Consider the following 15,419-nt stretch of genomic DNA (forward strand, 5'->3'; position numbering starts at 1 on the left):
AAAAACTGGGCAGGCCTGTGTGAGTTACGTATGCGTGCCCAATTCGCGTGCAGCGGGCGCTTGCCGCCAGCGCGCGGCGCGGCTACGGCGAGGCCGATTTCCGATCCACTTCCGTTCGCCCTGAGCTTGACGAAGGGCTGCACTTGCCTTCCGGCGCCGGTCCTGAACAGGACAGTCCTTCGACGAGCTCAGGACGAACGGGGTTGGGGCTGTTTCTTGGAGACCCGTGCATGAGTGCTGACCTGATCGCCGCCATCGAAGCCGCTTGGGAAAACCGGGCCGACATCACGCCAGGACATGACGTACGCCATGCGGTCGCCGATGCGCTGGCCCTGCTCGATAGCGGCGAAGCCCGCGTGGCTGAGCCCGATGGCAAGGGCGGCTGGCAGGTCAACCAGTGGCTCAAAAAGGCAGTGCTTCTCAGCTTCCGCCTCAACGACAACCGCGTGATGGAAGGCGGCGCGGCGGGCGAAGCGGCGTTCGACAAGGTGCCATTGAAGTTTGCCGGTTGGGGTGAAAAGCGCTTCCGTGAGGCGGGCTTCCGCGTGGTGCCCGGCGCGGTGGTGCGGCGCGGCGCGCACATCTCCAAGGGCGTGGTGCTGATGCCGAGCTTCGTCAACATCGGCGCTTACGTTGGCGAGAACACGATGATCGACACCTGGGCGACCGTCGGCTCCTGCGCGCAAATCGGGGCCAATGTCCACATTTCGGGCGGGGCCGGGATCGGCGGCGTGCTTGAGCCGCTTCAGGCTGAACCCGTGATCATTGGCGACAACGCCTTTATCGGTGCCCGGGCCGAAGTGGCCGAAGGCGTGCGCGTGGGCGAAGGCGCGGTGCTGTCGATGGGCGTCTATCTCGGCGCCTCGACCAAGATCGTCGACCGTGCGACCGGCAAGGTCTACATGGGCGAAGTGCCGCCCTATGCGGTGGTCGTCCCCGGCTCGATGCCCGGGAAGCCCCTGCCCGATGGCACGATGGGCCCGAGCCTCTACTGCGCGGTGATCGTCAAGACCGTGGACGCGCAGACCCGCTCCAAGACCGGCATCAACGAATTGCTGCGCGATTGATCGCGGTGGGCGGGCGGCGCGGCGCGCCCTGCCGCCGCCTTTCTTGATGATGCGACCCCTCGGCGATGAAACAATCAGGGGTCTTACGCGATAGTGCACGCCTACACATCATGTAGGAGATACCCCATGCCGCAGCACGACCGCGACGAGCGGATTGACGAAACCGATGCCAAGGGCGGCAGCAACGAAGGCGTGGTGCGCTGGGTGCTGCTCATCAGCCTCAGCCTCGCCATCATCGCGCTGACCCTGATCTGGGTGACCGGCGCGCTGACGCAGGACGATGTCGAAAGCCAGGGCACCACCACGGGCCGGATCGAAGCGCAGTCCGAGGCTCAACCCGAAGCGAGCCAAGACCTGGCAGAACAGGCCGATCTGGTCGCGCCCGGTACCAACGAGCGCACGCAAACCCCCGGTCCCGGCGCTCAGGGGATTGCGCCCAACGCGGACTGACCGGGAACCAATTGCCTCCGCTTGACTTGATTGACGCTACGGAAGATGTTTCCCTAGCGTCAATCAAGCACGGGGAGAGCAATGATGGCCGATTCAAATGAAGGCATCCGTATCAATGACGAGGCCGCGCGCGGCGCGGTCAGCAACACGGGCCTGCGCTATGTGCTGGGCTTCAGCCTCGGCTTTGCGGTGATCGCGATGAGCCTGGTCTGGATCATCCCCGCCCTCGCCCGCATGGCGCATTGATCATTCCGGTTTGGCGGGCGGGTTGATCAGCGTTTCGATCGGCGGCTCGCTCGCCACCTGCGCCGCATAGGCTTCGGCGGCGCGCATCACCCGCAAGGCGTTGCGGCTGGCGATCATCTCCAGCTCCGCCTGCGAATAGCCGCGCCGCGCGAGTTCGGTGAACAGCGCGGGGTAGCCGCTGACATCCTCCATGCCCTCCGGCCCGATCGGCATGCCGTCATAATCGCCGCCGATCCCGATATGCTCGACGCCCGCCACGGCGCGGATGTGGTCGATATGGTCGGCGACATCGGCGATCCGGGCCTTGGGCTCGGGATTGGCGGCCACCCACGCCTCCACCGCCATGGCCGCTGCCGCGGGGTTGCCGAGATGCTCGACCCGCGCCTGAGCGATCACGCCCGCGCGCCGGGCGTCCCACTGGCGCACCTTTTCATTGATGAAGCGCGGCAGTGCAACCACCATTACCACCCCGCCGTTTTCGGGCAGGCGGGCGAGCACGGTATCGGGCACGTTGCGCGGGTGCGGCGTGACCGCCCGAGCGCCCGAGTGGCTGAAGATCACCGGCGCCCGCGCCACGTCGAGCGCGTCCATCATGGTCGCTTCGCTGACATGGCTGAGATCGACCAGCATCCCCAGCCGGTTCATCTCGCGCACCACATCCTTGCCGAAATCGGTCAGCCCGTCATGCTTGGGCGCATCGGTCGCCGCATCCGCCCAGGGGATGTTGAAATTGTGGGTCAGCGTCATGTAGCGCGCGCCCATCGCATGGAACTGGCGCAGCACACCGAGGTTCGATCCGATCGAATAGCCGCCTTCCATCCCCAGCAGTGAGGCGATCTTGCCATCGCGCATCGCGGTTTCGACCTCATCGGCGGTGAGGGCGTAGCGCATGGTATCGGGGTTCTTGGCGATAAGGCGCTTGGTGACATCGATCTGCTCGATGGTCTGCTGCACCGCCGCCGCCTCGTTGGTGTTGTGCGGCACATAGACCGACCAGAACTGCGCGCCGACCTTGCCCTGCTTCAGCCGGTTGAGATCGGTGTGCATCGCGCCATCGTCACCGCCCACGTGATCATGTTCGTCCATGGTATCGGCGAAATCGAAAGCGTTGATCTGGTTGTTCTGGCGCGAACGCAGCTGACCGGGGGCGTCATTGTGCCCGTCGAACACCGGCGCGGCCTCCAGCGCCGCGGTGGCGGTCGCCACCGCCTGTTCCTCGCTGACCTTTTGCGCCGTGGCAGGCGCTGCCAGCAGGAGCGCCGCCGCAAGGGCGAGGCGAGAAGGCGCGAAACGTTGCATGGGGCAGGCTCCCGAAGCTAGAGCGCCTGCACCACCGGAGATGGGGGCAGGCAAGGACATCGGCATGAGTGATAGCGCGGCAGAACTGATCGAACAATTGGGCCTGACCGCTCACCTCGAAGGCGGGTGGTATCGCGAAACGTGGCGTGGTGCGGCCTCCGCCGCGGGGCGTGGCGAACCGGGGCCGGACACACGCGCCAGCGGCACCGCGATCATCTTCCTGCTGCGCGCTGGCGAGGCATCACACTGGCACACGGTCGATGCCACCGAGCTGTGGCTGTGGCAGGCGGGCGATCCGCTCGAGCTGCGCCTCGCCGCCGATGAAGCGGGGCCGGTGCGTTCCGTGATCCTCGGCAGTGATATCAGCGCGGGGCAGCAGTTGCAGGGGCTCGTCGCTCCGGGCGAATGGCAAGCGGCACGCTCCACTGGTGAGCCGCGCTTTGGCTATAGCCTCGTCTCCTGCGTGGTGGTGCCGGGGTTCGACTTTGCGGGCTTCGCGCTGGCTCCACCGGGCTGGGAGCCGGGCGCTTGATCCGCGTCGTCCTGCGCTGGCTGCTCGCCACGTTTTACGCCTTTGCCGGCGTGATCCATCTCACCAATCCCGCGCCCTTCCTCACCATCACCCCGGCCTGGGTGCCTTTACCCGAAGCCGTGGTGCTGTGGACCGGCGTGGCGGAGATCCTCGGCGCGATCGGGTTGGTGCAGCCATTCTCGCGCAGACTGCGGCAGGCGGCGGGATGGGGACTGGCGCTCTATGCGCTGTGCGTGTGGCCGGCCAACATCAACCACTTCGCGATGGACATGGCCCGCCCCGATGGCGGGCTCGGCCTCGCCTATCACGTGCCGCGCATGTTCGCGCAGCCGGTCATCATCTGGCTCGCGCTGTGGGTCGGCGAGTGCTGGCCGCTGCGCCGCAAGCCATGACGCCCGCGGACGCGATCCTCACCCTGCTCGCCGAGCGGGCCGACGGCGCGACCATCTGTCCGAGCGAAGCCGCGCGCCGCCTCGCCGGGCCGCAGGGAGACTGGCGCGCCGAGCTGGCCGCTGTCCATGCCGCCACCGACCAGCTGGCCGAGGCGGGCGCGGTCTCCCTCTCATGGAAGGGCGCTCCCATGCAAAAGCGGCGCGGACCCTATCGGATCGCGCGCCGCTGATTTGTGCCAGAGGCAAGGCGCCGCGAGGGCGCTGCGCCGCTTAGCTCAGGTGCTTGCTGACCGCAGCGGTCATCTTGAACATCGAGATCTGGTCCTTGCCGATCACCGCGCCAAGCTTGGCGTCGGGATTGATCTGACGCTTGTCGGTGGTGTCCTGCAGGCCATTGGCCTTGATGTATTCCCACACCTTCGAAGTCACCTGGGCGCGGGTCATCGGGCCCTTGCCGATCACCGCTTCGAGATCACCCGAAAGCGTCACCGGCTTCTGCAATGCATTGGTCGATCCAGCCATCATCTACTCCCTTATGTAAGTGGCAGGTTAATCAGATATCATCATCATCCCAGCCTGCATCATCGTCCCCGCCGCCGGTAAAGGTGGCATGGAGCACTGCGCAGGCCGTAATCGACCCTTGCAGTGATGCAAGCAGTTCCGCTCGTCCTGCGCCGGGCATCAGCACCAGCGGCAAGTCGGTCGCGAACAGTTGAAACACGTATTGGCGCGTCTCGCCCTCGGGCGGGTCGGGCAGCAGCCATTCGGAATTGCCGACGGCGTTCTTGCCCGTGCGCGGCGGGGTTTCGCCTTCCAGCAGCTTGCCGCGCTGGCCTTTCAACCCCCAGACCAGCCAGTGGCAGGTCGGTTCCGCATTGGTGGTTGACGCTTCTTCGACCACCAGCACCAGTTCCTGCGAACCCGGCGGCGGCGCGCTCCATTCCAGCGGCGGAGCTACGGCATCTTCCTCGGTTGCGGTGAAGCTCGGGTCGAGCGGCTCGCCTGCGTTGAACGCGGGGCTGGTGAGTGCAAACCCGCCGCGCGCAAAAGCCTGCGCCGAACCCAGCTTCGCGATGGCGAGGCCGGGATGACGCGCAGATGCGGGCACATGGGGTGCAAGCCAGGCGGGAAATTCCGTCATGATTCTGTCAGTTCCTTGCCCACGTGCTAGTCCGTTCGGATGCGCGATACGAGACTGCGCAAGTCAGTTTTTGCCGGTTTCTGAGGAAAACCGTGCGAATGCAGGCAAAAAGGTCACGGTTTTTCCCACGTTGGCGCTTTTTTGCGCCTGTGGTTCTTGCTCTCCGCGCCGCGCCAATGCATCCTCCGCGTGTCGGGCATGCCCCTCGTTCCGAATTTCCTTGTGGAGTTGCAAAGCCTTATGACGTTCGGTCGCACCGCACTCAGCCTTTTGCTTTCCGTCAGTCTGGTCGCCTGCGGAGGCGGCGGTGGATCATCCACCCCACCTGCAACCGGCGGCGGGGGCGGCGGCACGCCCACCCCATCCCCTTCCCCGACACCCACGCCATCGGCTTGCGGCCTGCGCGCGCAGCAGGATTTCGCCGATCAGGTGCTCAACGAATGGTACCTGTTCCCCGATCTTCTCGCGAACGCCAACCCGGCTGCATTCAACAATCTCGATGACTATCTCGACGCCCGCGTGGCCCCGGCCCGGGCGCAGAACCGTGACCGCTTCTTTACCTTCGCGACCTCGATTGCCGAGGAAAACGCCCTGATCAATTCGGGATCATCCGCGGGCTTCGGTATCCGTCTGTCCTACGACACGGCCAATCGCCGCCTGTTCGTGGTCGAAGCCTATGAAGGCGCCAGCGGGCTTGCCGCCGGGCTTGACCGGGGCTCCGAAATCACCGCGATCGGCACCAGCAGCGCCACCCTCCAAACCGTCTCCAGCCTGTTCGCCAGCGGGGGTGCGCAAAATGTTGCCAATGCGCTCGGCCCGTCAACGCAGGGCACCACCCGCGTGCTGCGCTTCACCCAGCCCGATGGCACGGTGATCGAGCGCAGCATCACGAAAACCGACTTTGCGCTTGATCCCGTGTCCAACCGGTATGGCGCGGTGATCCTGAATGATGGGGGCAAGAAGGTTGGCTATCTCAACCTGCGCACATTCATCATCGCCGACGCATCCAACCAGCTGCGTGCCGCTTACGGCCAATTCGCGGCCCAAGGTGTGACCGAGCTGATTCTCGACTTCCGCTACAATGGCGGCGGGTTGGTCGATGTGGCGGATACGATGGGCGATCTGATGGGGGGCGGCCGGGTCGGGCAGGTCTGGAGCCGCACGGTGCTGCGCCCTTCCAAGGCTGCCGAAAACGAGACCCGCACCTTCCGCACGGAAGCCACCGCCATTGCGCCCACCCGGATTGCGATCATCACCACCGGGGCGAGCGCTTCGGCGAGCGAGATCGTCGCCAATTCGCTGATCCCCTACCTCGGCAACAACTCGGCGCTGGTGGGGGCCAATTCCTTCGGCAAGCCGGTCGGTCAGTTCGGGTTTGATCTGGCGGCCTGCGACCTGCGGGTGCGGGCGGTGGCCTTCCAGACGGTCAACGCAAACAATCAGGGCGAGTATTACAGCGGCCTTGCCAGCGTGATGCCCAATACCTGCCGCGCAGGGGATGATATCACCCGCCCCTTGGGCGACCCGCGCGAAGCCTCGATCGCGGCCGCGCTCGATTTCCTCGGCGGGCGGGCCTGCACCCCGATCACCTCCAGTGCCACGACCAGCGGGTTGCAACAGGGGCAGAGCGCCCGTCAGGGCCTGGGCCTGCCCGAGCGCGAGATGCTTCAGCCGCATCGCCCCAACGCCGCGCAGCGCGAATTGCCGGGGCTATATTGACGTCAGCCTAGAGCCCCTGAGGCACGGTTTCGAAGCTGGGAATTTCGCCCAGATCGACCCAGTCCTGCTTGCTCTTGGCATAGCAATGGAAGGCAGGCTTGAGGATGCTGGTATCATCCAGCGTGCCGGCCTTGATGAACATCATCCCCGGCGGGCTATCGACCCGGGTAAACACGGGCGATCCGCAAGTGCCGCAGAACTGCCGCCGGACGGTCGCGCCGCTGTCGCCGGTATCGTTGTAGGTGGTGAGCTCGCCCTCGAACGCCACCGCGCCTTCGGGCACGCCGATGATCACCGACAGCGCGCTGCCCGCCTGCCGCTGGCAGTTCTTGCAATGGCAGGTGACGCAGAGCAGCGGATCGCTCTCGCAGGTGTAGCGCACCGCGCCGCACAGGCAGCCTCCGGTGATGGTCATGGCGTGTCTCTCCCCCTATCTCTGAGCGCTTAGGGCGCTTCCTCGCCGGTGAATGGCTGACGGGTGGTATAGCCGCAGCCTTTGAATGTCTCCCCGCCCAAAGCGATAGTGGCAACGAAGGGGAAGCGCCGATCGCTCATCCCATCGCTGCATGCGCCCGGCGTGAGTGTGGCGGTTAGCGGCTTGCCATCGAGCTCGCCGGAAAAGCCGAGGCCGTTGTTCCCGGCAAAGCGCTGCACCGCAAACCGGGTGCCGGGCTGATTGTCGGGGGTGGTCCAGACGCCCTCGCCTGCGGCAATCGCGAGCGTCCAGAACGGCTCGGTCCCGGTGAGGGTCACGGCGTCCTCGGGCGTCACGGCATCGAAGGTCTTGCCCTGAGGGTCGATCCCGTCAGCGGCAGGGGTGCAGGCGGCAGCAGCAGCGAGCAGCAGGCACAGCGCCGTGCGGGAATGGGTGGCGAGCATGGCAGGGCTCCTTTCGGGCGGCAGCTTAACTGCGGCGAGGGCACAAGCAAAGGGCGGGCGCCGCTCGCACGGTGCCCGCCCTCTTTCAGGCTGCGATGCAAGCGGTCAGGCTTACTTCGGCATCAGCACGGTATCGATCACATGGATCACACCGTTGGACGCCGCCACGTCGGTCGCCGTGACCTTGGCGGTGTTGCCAGCCGCATCGGTCAGCACCACGCCGCCATCGACGACCTTGGCATTGAGCGTGGCGCCCTGGACGGTGGTGATGGTGTAGCCTTCATCGCCCGCCTGGGTGATGGCATTGGTCAGCGTCGCCGCATCAATTGTGCCCGGGACGACGTGGTAGGTGAGGATCGACTTCAGCGTTTCCTTGTCATCCGTCGTCAGCTTTTCCACGGTGCCGGCGGGCAGCTTGGCAAAGGCATCATTGGTCGGTGCGAACACGGTGAACGGCCCGGTGCCGGAAAGGGTCGCGCCCAGATCGGCTGCGGTCACAGCGGTCACCAGCGTCGAGAAGGCGTTATCGCCCTGCGCCACTTCGACAATCGTGCCGACACCCGTGGCGTCATCGGCAACAGCGGTCGTATCGGCGGCGGTATCTTCGGCAGGGGCTTCGCTGGCACAGGCGACCAGCGCCAGCGCGGCAACCGAAGCGAACGTCATATTGATGATCTTCATAAGGCATTCCTCAATTGGGGCCAAACGGCCAGGGGGGGTGCCCGGATATAGGAGGGGATCCGAGGCAAACAGGCGCGGTGCGAAAGCGACGTGGCCTGATGGATCTACGAGTCCGGCGATGGGGCGGATGTTCCATGCTCCGGGGCGTTCGGGCTCCGCTCGTCTGGAACCATGACCGGATCACCGGGTTGCCCCCTCGATGACACCAAACCCTACCCGTGCGGCCGCCCTTGCCCGCCTCACCGAGTTCCTTCCCGCTGCCGGCCGACGCTACGCCGAAACCCGCAATGCCGATGATGGCCCCGCAAGCGGCGGGCGCAGCAATGTAAGCGAATTGTCGCCCTGGCTGCACGCCGGGGTGCTGGGCGAGGCCGAAGTGCTCGCAGCGGTCCTCGGCCAGCACAGCCCGCGCGCGGCCGAGAAATTCATCGCCGAAGTGTTCTGGCGGATCTACTTCAAAGGCTATCTCGAGCAGCGCCCGGCGATCTGGGACGATTATTGCACGGGCCGCGATGGTGCTCTTGCCGCGGTGGCACGCAATGCCGGGCTGCAACGCGCCTATGCCGAGGCGACCGAGGGCCGCACCGGGATCGCAGCCTTCGATGCCTGGGCGCAGGAGCTGGTCACGACCGGCTACCTCCATAACCACGCGCGAATGTGGTTCGCCAGCATCTGGATTTTCACGCTGAAGCTCGATTGGCGGCTGGGCGCGGACTTCTTCCTTAGGCACCTTATGGATGGCGATGCGGCGTCGAACACGCTTTCGTGGCGCTGGGTCGCGGGGTTGCACACCAAGGGCAAGCATTATCTCGCGCGGGCGGACAATATCGCGCGCTACACCAGCGGTCGGCCCGGCGGCGCGCTGGCAGCCGATGGGTTGGCCGCGGATGCCGAGCCGCTGTCCGAACCGCAGGACTACGGGCGGCAAAAGCTCGATCTGCCCGCGCCTGTCAGCGCAGGCGACCTTGGCGCACCCTTCGCGCTGCTGCTGCATGACGAGGCGGCGCATCACGCCCCGCTGGCCCTGCCCGCCGTGCCCGCGCTGGTGATCGGCGCGGCGCGTCCCGCTGCCCGCTCCCCCGGCGCAGTCGGGGAGCTGGCATCGGACTTTGCCGATGGCGCGGTGGCAAGCGGCATGGCCGAAGCGGCCACCGCCTTCGGCTGCCCTGCGACCGAATGGCGCGCGGGTGATCCGCTGGCGCCGCTGCTGGCCGAAGCCGGTGTGGCGCGCATCGCCGTCTCTTATCTCCCCACCGGCTGGACGCGCGACGCGCTGATGCCTGACATCGCACCGCTGGCCGGACAGGGCCGGGTCGTCACCATCCTCGGCGATCTCGACCGCGCGACCTGGCCCCTGGCCAAGGCCGGGTTCTTCGGCGTGGCCAAGGCGATCGATAATGTGCTCGCCGAATGCGGGATCACGGGCGGCGCATAGCGGCTTCAACGTGGAATTAACCTTGCAGGGATAGGGTTTGCGGGTCTTTGTCCACGCCGGGGCCTCCACGCGCCATGCTCTATCCCAACCGCCTCCAAGCCGCGCTGCTGTTCGACCGGAGAATCCACGATCTGGAAGCGATCATGCGCGATTTCGTGCGGATCGAGGGGATTCGTTCCAGCGTCAGCTTCCATCTGTCGGAGAACAATCCGGGCCTGTTCTACCGCCTGTTCGATGCCACCGAAGAGCTGATGGTGACCTTCGAATATTGCGACCGCCCTGCCAATGCGCAGGTGTTCCAACCGGCGCTGTCATCCTTCTACACCGGCATCCTCACCCCCGACATTCGCGAACGGATCGCGCGCTGTGACAGCCACATCCTGCTTGAGGTCTCTCACGGGGTGATGGGCGGCGTCGAGGAAAACCCCGAGATTGCCGCGATGTTCGAGGCAATTGGCCGGCAGCGATCGGGCGCAAGCCAGTCGCAATTCGAGCGGCGGCTCGCCGTCCTCGCGCTGATCACCCGGATCGCGGTTGATCATGCGATGCCGCTGGCCGTGCACTGGACCCAATCCGACACCCTGCTCAGTGGCGAACTGTTTGATCGGATCGCGGCGGGCAATGACGCGCCGGGGCCGCTTCACATCCACCCCTACCTGTTCGGCCCGACCGCCGCGCCGGGCGAGAGCGCAAGGGTCGGCATCCGCACCTTCGGCGCTCGCCATTGGCTGGGGCGCGAGGTTATTGTTCAGCCCAATGTCCTGCCCTGGGCCGCCAATCTCGAAACGGTCTTCGCCTTCCTGCGGGTTGCGACCATGCCGAACGGCTATGTCATCCCCGATGGCGACACCTTCGGGCCCGAGGATCGCAGCCTGTCCTATCGCGTCCTGCACCATGATGCGGGCGCGAATATCGGCTATGCTTCGCCGGAGCCTGCCGATGTGCCGTTCTACGAACTCGTACCATTGAAGCACCGCGAGTATGGCTTCGTCGCACCCGAACACGTGCCGGACGCCAATGCCTTCGATGACCGCGCCTTCCCGGTCGACATCATGCCGGAAGGGCAGGACGAACGCATGGCGCTTGCCAATGCGTGGTTCGAGAAGCGCAAGCTGGCCGAGGGGATTGGCGGCCGCTTTGAAGTGCGCAAGGCGGGCGAAGGCGAGGCGCCTCCCCCGCCGCAACCGCCGACGCCCACGCGGGTCATCGCGCCGACGCCCAGCCAGCCGGGTCTTCCCGGGCTGACCGGACGCGGTCTGCGATCACGGGTGTTCGGGCGCAAGGAGGGTTAACCCCGCGCCTGCGCCCAAATCTGCGCAGGATCAGATCATCTTGTCGGGTGAAGGATCGTGGCGGTGACGCTGCGCCCGGCCGAGCACGCGCTCCAGCCGCTCCGCCATCGTGTTGGCCGCGATCCGGGCTGCCGCGTCGACATCGGACGCCTTGCCGGTCACGCCAATCGGGCGACTGCCGCGCGGCCGCGCTTCGATGGTGCAATGCTTGTCATCCGCGCCATGCTTGCGGCCATTGACGTCCGAGACATGGACCTCGATCCGCGTCAGCCTGTCAGCAAAGCGTTCCAGCCGCTTGCGCACTTGCGCCTCGATCCGTTCGGCGACGTTCTGCGTGCCCATCACCGAACTGTCGGTATTGAACTGGAACTGCATGGTGGTCATGGCTGTCTCTCCTTGGCTTCAGTGTCCTGTTGCCCAAAAAGAATATGGGAAGCGCCGATCCGGCTTTCCAGCGGAATCAGGCGAAGTGTTCAGGACAGGAGATGATCGCTCGCGCGCTTTTCAGCCCGGACGCGGTCAGCCTTGACGCGCTCTTCGGCGGTCTTGCGCGCCTGTTCCGCGAGGCCGCGCCAGGTCTTCTCCGACCGCAACTCGCGCTCACGCACGTTGTCCAGCGTGGCCTTGCCGGCAAGGGCAGCGGCTTCATCGGCACGTTCGCAGTAGAATTCGTAGGTCTGGGCCATCAGGCGCTCCTGCCATGGGAGGGGGTAGGCGGGACTCTGTGGTGGCAGGCAGGGCGCACACAGCGCCCTGCCGCCGGTCGTCAGATCAGGCTGCCGCCAGGTTCACGGCGCTTTCCTTGCCGTTACGCCCGCGCTCGAGATCGAAGCTCAGACGCTGATCCTTTTCGAGGGTGTGCATGCCGGCAGCCTGCACGGCCGTGATGTGGACGAAGCTGTCCGACGAACCATCGTCGGGCTGGATGAAGCCATAGCCCTTGTCGGTGTTGAAGAACTTCACGGTTCCGGTCTTGCTCATGGGGTGTTCCTTTCAAGAACAAAGTCAAGTGCCTGCCCGCAACATGCGCGCAGGGTCGTGCGTCGTATCGTCCGATGAAAGGAAGTCGTCGTCTGGTTTACGCCGGGGGCCAAAGGGCCAGGCGGCGGAGCGCAAATTTCGAAGTCCGTCGCAAATTTCGACGTCAGCGGGGAGGGTGTAGCACACAAAGGGGGTTTCTCCTAATCGAGGCGTTCCTTGTGGTGCGACCACCCCTCCGCGCGGCCATCCCCGGTGCGTTTCGATCCCTGCGGGATCGCTCCTGCGGGAAGAACAAGCGCAACGTCGCGGGGAGGATCGGAAAGCCCCTTCCCCTTGGGGGAAGCGAAGCTGACGCGCAGCGTCAACGGGTTGGGGATGGGGGTTCGGCGGCAGATCCCTTGCGTTGCCCGCGCGCCGTGGTGCCCCCACCCCCTGCCCCCTCCCCTTGGGGAGGGGAGAAGAAGGGCGCGACGCGGCGCTGCGGCTTGGCGAGAAAATGGCCCAGGACGACTGACAAAGCTCGGCACGCCCCCTCCGCGCCTCCCTTCCCTCCGCGCCTCTGCGTGAAACCCTGACCCGGTGCCGCGACGCGCGACCCCTTCGGCTCAGCCTCGCCCGCCCCTCCACCACCTTCGGTGGTCCCCCTCCCCTTGCAGGGGAGGAATACGCTCCCTCTCCCCCTTTGCCGCGCGCGCCTGTGCCGCTAACACCGCGGGCATCATTTGCGTGAAGGGATCCCGCGTCATGGCTCACCTGCCTGATCTGTTGCTGCGTTACCGCGTGCTTGTCGGCCTTGCGGCCATTGTGCTGAGCGGGGTGACCTGGGGGGTGGATCTGGCGGAGATTGTCTATCAGTGCCCCTATTGCCGGGTGCAGCGCAGTGTGATCGGGCTGCTCGGGCTGATCCTGCTGCTGCCGTGGTATGGGCATTGGCTGGCGCGCTATGGGGCGGCGGTGCTGGCGGTGTTCGGCTTGCAGGTCGCGGGCGCGCAGCACTTCATGGGCTGGGCGAAGATTTCGGGCGGCACGTTCGAATGGGGGGAGCGGTGGTTCATCAACCCGTGGATGCTGTCGGGCTTCGCGCTGTTCATCATCACTGCGCTGGTGCTGCTGATCTGGCGCGGCGCGCGCGCTGAGGCGCAGCGCTGAGGGCCGCGCCGCCCCTCCCCCGGCGAGAAGGAGGGGCGGGGCCGGATCAATCGTGCTCGCGCCCGCCTGCGCCGACGTAGAGTTCGCGGCCGCCTTCGTTATAGCGGCGGCTCATTTCCTCCATGCCTTTGAGCGCGGCCTGACGGCTGGCCTCGGCGGTGTCAGCGCCCAGCTTTTCCGAGGCGAGGAAGCTTTCGGGGCTGGAGTTCTGCTTCGCCGCAAAGTCGCGCACGTCCTGGCTGATCTGCATCGAGCAGAACTTCGGCCCGCACATCGAGCAGAAATGCGCCGACTTCGCGCCTTCCGCCGGGAGCGTCTGGTCGTGATATTGCTCGGCGGTTTCGGGGTCCAAGCTGAGGTTGAATTGGTCGCGCCAGCGGAATTCGAAGCGGGCCTTGGAGAGCGCATTGTCGCGCACCTGCGCGGCCGGGTGGCCCTTGGCGAGGTCCGCGGCGTGGGCGGCCAGCTTGTAGGTGATCACGCCGACCTTCACATCGTCCCGGTCGGGCAGGCCGAGATGCTCCTTGGGGGTGACGTAGCAGAGCATCGCGGTGCCATACCACCCGATCTGCGCGGCACCGATGCCGCTGGTGATGTGGTCATAGCCCGGCGCGATGTCGGTCACGAGCGGGCCGAGGGTGTAGAACGGCGCCTCACCGCAGACCTGCAGCTGCTTTTCCATGTTCTCCTTGATCTTGTGCATGGGCACGTGGCCCGGCCCTTCGATCATCACCTGCACATCCTGCGCCCAGGCGCGGTGGGTCAGCTCGCCCAGGGTGTAGAGTTCGGAGAATTGCGCTTCGTCATTGGCATCCGCGATCGAGCCGGGGCGCAGGCCATCGCCGAGGCTGTAGGCGATGTCATAGGCCTTCATGATCTCGGTGATCTCGTCGAAGTGCTCGTAGAGGAAGCTCTCCTTGTGGTGGGCGAGGCACCACTTCGCCATGATCGAGCCGCCGCGGCTGACGATCCCGGTGACGCGCTTGGCCGCCATCGGGACATAGGCGAGTCGCACGCCCGCATGGATCGTGAAGTAGTCGACGCCCTGCTCGGCCTGCTCGATCAGCGTGTCGCGGAAGATCTCCCACGTCAGCTCCTCGGCGATCCCGCCGACCTTTTCCAGCGCCTGATAGATCGGCACGGTGCCGACCGGGACGGCGGAGTTGCGGATGATCCATTCGCGGGTGTCGTGAATGTTGCGGCCCGTGGAGAGGTCCATGATCGTGTCCGCGCCCCAGCGGGTCGCCCACACCATCTTGTCGACTTCGCTCGCCACATTCGAGGCGACGGCGGAGTTGCCGATATTGGCGTTGATCTTGACGAGGAAGTTGCGCCCGATCGCCATTGGCTCGCTTTCGGGGTGGTTGATGTTGTTGGGGATGATCGCGCGGCCGCGCGCAATCTCGTCGCGCACGAATTCGGGCGTGATGATGGTCGGGATGTTCGCGCCCCAGCTCTGCCCGTCGCGCACCATGTCGGCGGCGATTTCGCGGCCGAGGTTCTCGCGCTCGGCGACATATTCCATTTCGGGCGTGATGATGCCCTTGCGGGCGTAGTGCATCTGGCTGACGTTCATCCCCGCCTTGGCGCGCAGAGGGCGCTTCACCGCATTGGGGAACTGCGGAACACCGCCCGAGCGGTCGGGGCCGAGCTGGCCATTGTCTTCGGGCTTGACCTCGCGGCCCTGATAATCCTCGACATCGCCGCGCGCCATGATCCAGTCCCGCCGCAGCTGCGGCAACCCGGCGTTGATGTCGATATGGGCGCTGGGGTCGGTGTAGGGCCCCGAGGTGTCATACACCCGCACGCTCGGTTCCCCGCCTTCAAGGTCGATCTCGCGCATCGCGACGCGAATGCCGGAGCCGGTGCGCGCGCCGACGTAAATCTTGCGGCTGCCACGGATCGGCCCGGTGGTGACGCCAATTTCGACGGGGCTGTTGATGTCGGCCATATCTGCTCTCTCCACAAGGCGGAAAGCGAGCGGGAACCGTGGCACAGCGACCAGCCCACTCCCTCCGCCGATGCTAATCGGTTCAGGTTCGACGGGTCGTGGGGTGCTTATGCCCACCTCTCAGCCTCAGCAGGCTCCCCGGGGATAGGGCCGGTCTAGCGCGAAAGCCCGGCCAATGCCAGCGGTCTTGAACCGCGAGACGCCC

Annotated in this window: 20 protein-coding genes and 1 riboswitch; of the genes, 10 read left to right on the forward strand and 10 right to left on the reverse strand. The window is 65.9% G+C overall.

Translation table 11 applies throughout. The annotated features are described in order from the left end of the window. The first annotated feature begins 230 nt into the window (after positions 1 to 230). The 3 genes from dapD (at position 231) to ACLBKT_RS10845 (ending at position 1,763) form a co-directional block, all read left to right on the forward strand. A complete protein-coding gene (dapD, locus tag ACLBKT_RS10835; protein ID WP_410182928.1) occupies positions 231 to 1,067 on the forward strand; it encodes a 2,3,4,5-tetrahydropyridine-2,6-dicarboxylate N-succinyltransferase in 837 nt (278 codons plus the stop codon). Positions 1,068 to 1,193: 126 nt separating this feature from the next. Beyond that, positions 1,194 to 1,517, forward strand: a complete 324-nt coding sequence (locus ACLBKT_RS10840) for a hypothetical protein (protein ID WP_410182929.1) — start codon at positions 1,194 to 1,196, stop codon at positions 1,515 to 1,517. A gap of 84 nt (positions 1,518 to 1,601) precedes the next feature. Beyond that, positions 1,602 to 1,763: a hypothetical protein gene (locus tag ACLBKT_RS10845; RefSeq protein ID WP_410182930.1), complete on the forward strand. Its 162-nt coding sequence runs from the start codon at positions 1,602 to 1,604 to the stop codon at positions 1,761 to 1,763. Here the strand turns inward: ACLBKT_RS10845 and ACLBKT_RS10850 are convergent, their stop codons facing one another. Then, complete coding sequence (locus tag ACLBKT_RS10850; RefSeq protein WP_410182931.1) at positions 1,764 to 3,062, reverse strand: dipeptidase; 1,299 nt, start codon at positions 3,060 to 3,062, stop codon at positions 1,764 to 1,766. It abuts the gene before it with no gap. A gap of 64 nt (positions 3,063 to 3,126) precedes the next feature. On the opposite strand from ACLBKT_RS10850, the gene ACLBKT_RS10855 reads away from it, so the two are divergent. From ACLBKT_RS10855 to ACLBKT_RS10865, 3 genes are read left to right on the forward strand one after another with little or no spacing between them, the layout of a single operon-like run. Next, the gene (locus ACLBKT_RS10855; protein ID WP_410182932.1) at positions 3,127 to 3,594 is read left to right on the forward strand and encodes a cupin domain-containing protein; all 468 of its coding nucleotides are present in this window, start codon (positions 3,127 to 3,129) and stop codon (positions 3,592 to 3,594) included. Then, positions 3,591 to 3,986 (forward strand): DoxX family protein, encoded by a 396-nt coding sequence (locus tag ACLBKT_RS10860; protein ID WP_410182933.1) that lies wholly within the window; start codon positions 3,591 to 3,593, stop codon positions 3,984 to 3,986. The genes ACLBKT_RS10855 and ACLBKT_RS10860 overlap by 4 nt, the downstream gene beginning before the upstream one ends. Then, positions 3,983 to 4,216 (forward strand): DUF3253 domain-containing protein, encoded by a 234-nt coding sequence (locus tag ACLBKT_RS10865; protein WP_410182934.1) that lies wholly within the window; start codon positions 3,983 to 3,985, stop codon positions 4,214 to 4,216. The genes ACLBKT_RS10860 and ACLBKT_RS10865 overlap by 4 nt, the downstream gene beginning before the upstream one ends. Before the next feature lie 40 nt (positions 4,217 to 4,256). Here ACLBKT_RS10865 and ACLBKT_RS10870 read toward each other — a convergent pair whose 3' ends face one another. Both ACLBKT_RS10870 and ACLBKT_RS10875 read right to left on the reverse strand, forming a co-directional pair. Next, complete coding sequence (locus ACLBKT_RS10870) at positions 4,257 to 4,508, reverse strand: SWIB/MDM2 domain-containing protein (RefSeq protein ID WP_166548186.1); 252 nt, start codon at positions 4,506 to 4,508, stop codon at positions 4,257 to 4,259. 31 nt (positions 4,509 to 4,539) lie between these two features. Then, entirely contained in the window at positions 4,540 to 5,127 is a 588-nt protein-coding gene (locus ACLBKT_RS10875) for a YbhB/YbcL family Raf kinase inhibitor-like protein (protein ID WP_410182935.1), read from the reverse strand. A gap of 240 nt (positions 5,128 to 5,367) precedes the next feature. Between ACLBKT_RS10875 and ACLBKT_RS10880 the strand changes: the two genes are divergently transcribed. Then, the gene (locus ACLBKT_RS10880) at positions 5,368 to 6,846 is read left to right on the forward strand and encodes a S41 family peptidase (protein ID WP_410182936.1); all 1,479 of its coding nucleotides are present in this window, start codon (positions 5,368 to 5,370) and stop codon (positions 6,844 to 6,846) included. A 7-nt stretch (positions 6,847 to 6,853) separates the two neighbouring features. Here the strand turns inward: ACLBKT_RS10880 and ACLBKT_RS10885 are convergent, their stop codons facing one another. The 3 genes from ACLBKT_RS10885 to ACLBKT_RS10895 all read right to left on the reverse strand — a co-directional run bounded on the left by ACLBKT_RS10885 (position 6,854) and on the right by ACLBKT_RS10895 (position 8,406). After that, positions 6,854 to 7,261, reverse strand: a complete 408-nt coding sequence (locus tag ACLBKT_RS10885) for a GFA family protein (protein WP_410182937.1) — start codon at positions 7,259 to 7,261, stop codon at positions 6,854 to 6,856. 29 nt (positions 7,262 to 7,290) lie between these two features. Continuing rightward, complete coding sequence (locus ACLBKT_RS10890) at positions 7,291 to 7,725, reverse strand: COG3650 family protein (RefSeq protein ID WP_410182938.1); 435 nt, start codon at positions 7,723 to 7,725, stop codon at positions 7,291 to 7,293. Between the two features lie 111 nt (positions 7,726 to 7,836). Further along, positions 7,837 to 8,406, reverse strand: a complete 570-nt coding sequence (locus tag ACLBKT_RS10895; RefSeq protein WP_410182939.1) for a fasciclin domain-containing protein — start codon at positions 8,404 to 8,406, stop codon at positions 7,837 to 7,839. Positions 8,407 to 8,605: 199 nt separating this feature from the next. On the opposite strand from ACLBKT_RS10895, the gene ACLBKT_RS10900 reads away from it, so the two are divergent. Beyond that, positions 8,606 to 9,841: an FAD-binding domain-containing protein gene (locus ACLBKT_RS10900; protein WP_410182940.1), complete on the forward strand. Its 1,236-nt coding sequence runs from the start codon at positions 8,606 to 8,608 to the stop codon at positions 9,839 to 9,841. Positions 9,842 to 9,915: 74 nt separating this feature from the next. Then, entirely contained in the window at positions 9,916 to 11,133 is a 1,218-nt protein-coding gene (locus ACLBKT_RS10905; RefSeq protein ID WP_410182941.1) for a hypothetical protein, read from the forward strand. Between the two features lie 30 nt (positions 11,134 to 11,163). Here the strand turns inward: ACLBKT_RS10905 and ACLBKT_RS10910 are convergent, their stop codons facing one another. The 3 genes from ACLBKT_RS10910 to ACLBKT_RS10920 all read right to left on the reverse strand — a co-directional run bounded on the left by ACLBKT_RS10910 (position 11,164) and on the right by ACLBKT_RS10920 (position 12,114). Then, positions 11,164 to 11,517, reverse strand: a complete 354-nt coding sequence (locus ACLBKT_RS10910; protein WP_234032070.1) for an HPF/RaiA family ribosome-associated protein — start codon at positions 11,515 to 11,517, stop codon at positions 11,164 to 11,166. An 89-nt stretch (positions 11,518 to 11,606) separates the two neighbouring features. Then, positions 11,607 to 11,819, reverse strand: coding sequence for a hypothetical protein (locus tag ACLBKT_RS10915; RefSeq protein WP_410182942.1), 213 nt, complete (start codon positions 11,817 to 11,819; stop codon positions 11,607 to 11,609). An 85-nt stretch (positions 11,820 to 11,904) separates the two neighbouring features. Further along, a complete protein-coding gene (locus ACLBKT_RS10920) occupies positions 11,905 to 12,114 on the reverse strand; it encodes a cold-shock protein (RefSeq protein ID WP_410182943.1) in 210 nt (69 codons plus the stop codon). A gap of 744 nt (positions 12,115 to 12,858) precedes the next feature. Here ACLBKT_RS10920 and ACLBKT_RS10925 point away from each other — a divergent pair. Then, complete coding sequence (locus ACLBKT_RS10925) at positions 12,859 to 13,263, forward strand: hypothetical protein (protein ID WP_410182944.1); 405 nt, start codon at positions 12,859 to 12,861, stop codon at positions 13,261 to 13,263. 46 nt (positions 13,264 to 13,309) lie between these two features. Here ACLBKT_RS10925 and thiC read toward each other — a convergent pair whose 3' ends face one another. Beyond that, on the reverse strand, positions 13,310 to 15,214 hold the full coding sequence (gene thiC, locus ACLBKT_RS10930; protein WP_410182945.1) for a phosphomethylpyrimidine synthase ThiC: 1,905 nt from the start codon (positions 15,212 to 15,214) through the stop codon (positions 13,310 to 13,312). Between the two features lie 41 nt (positions 15,215 to 15,255). Next, positions 15,256 to 15,365: riboswitch (TPP riboswitch) on the reverse strand. Positions 15,366 to 15,419: the final 54 nt, after the last annotated feature.

This window comes from Erythrobacter sp. W302b (assembly GCF_046452395.1).
Taxonomy (GTDB): domain Bacteria; phylum Pseudomonadota; class Alphaproteobacteria; order Sphingomonadales; family Sphingomonadaceae; genus Erythrobacter.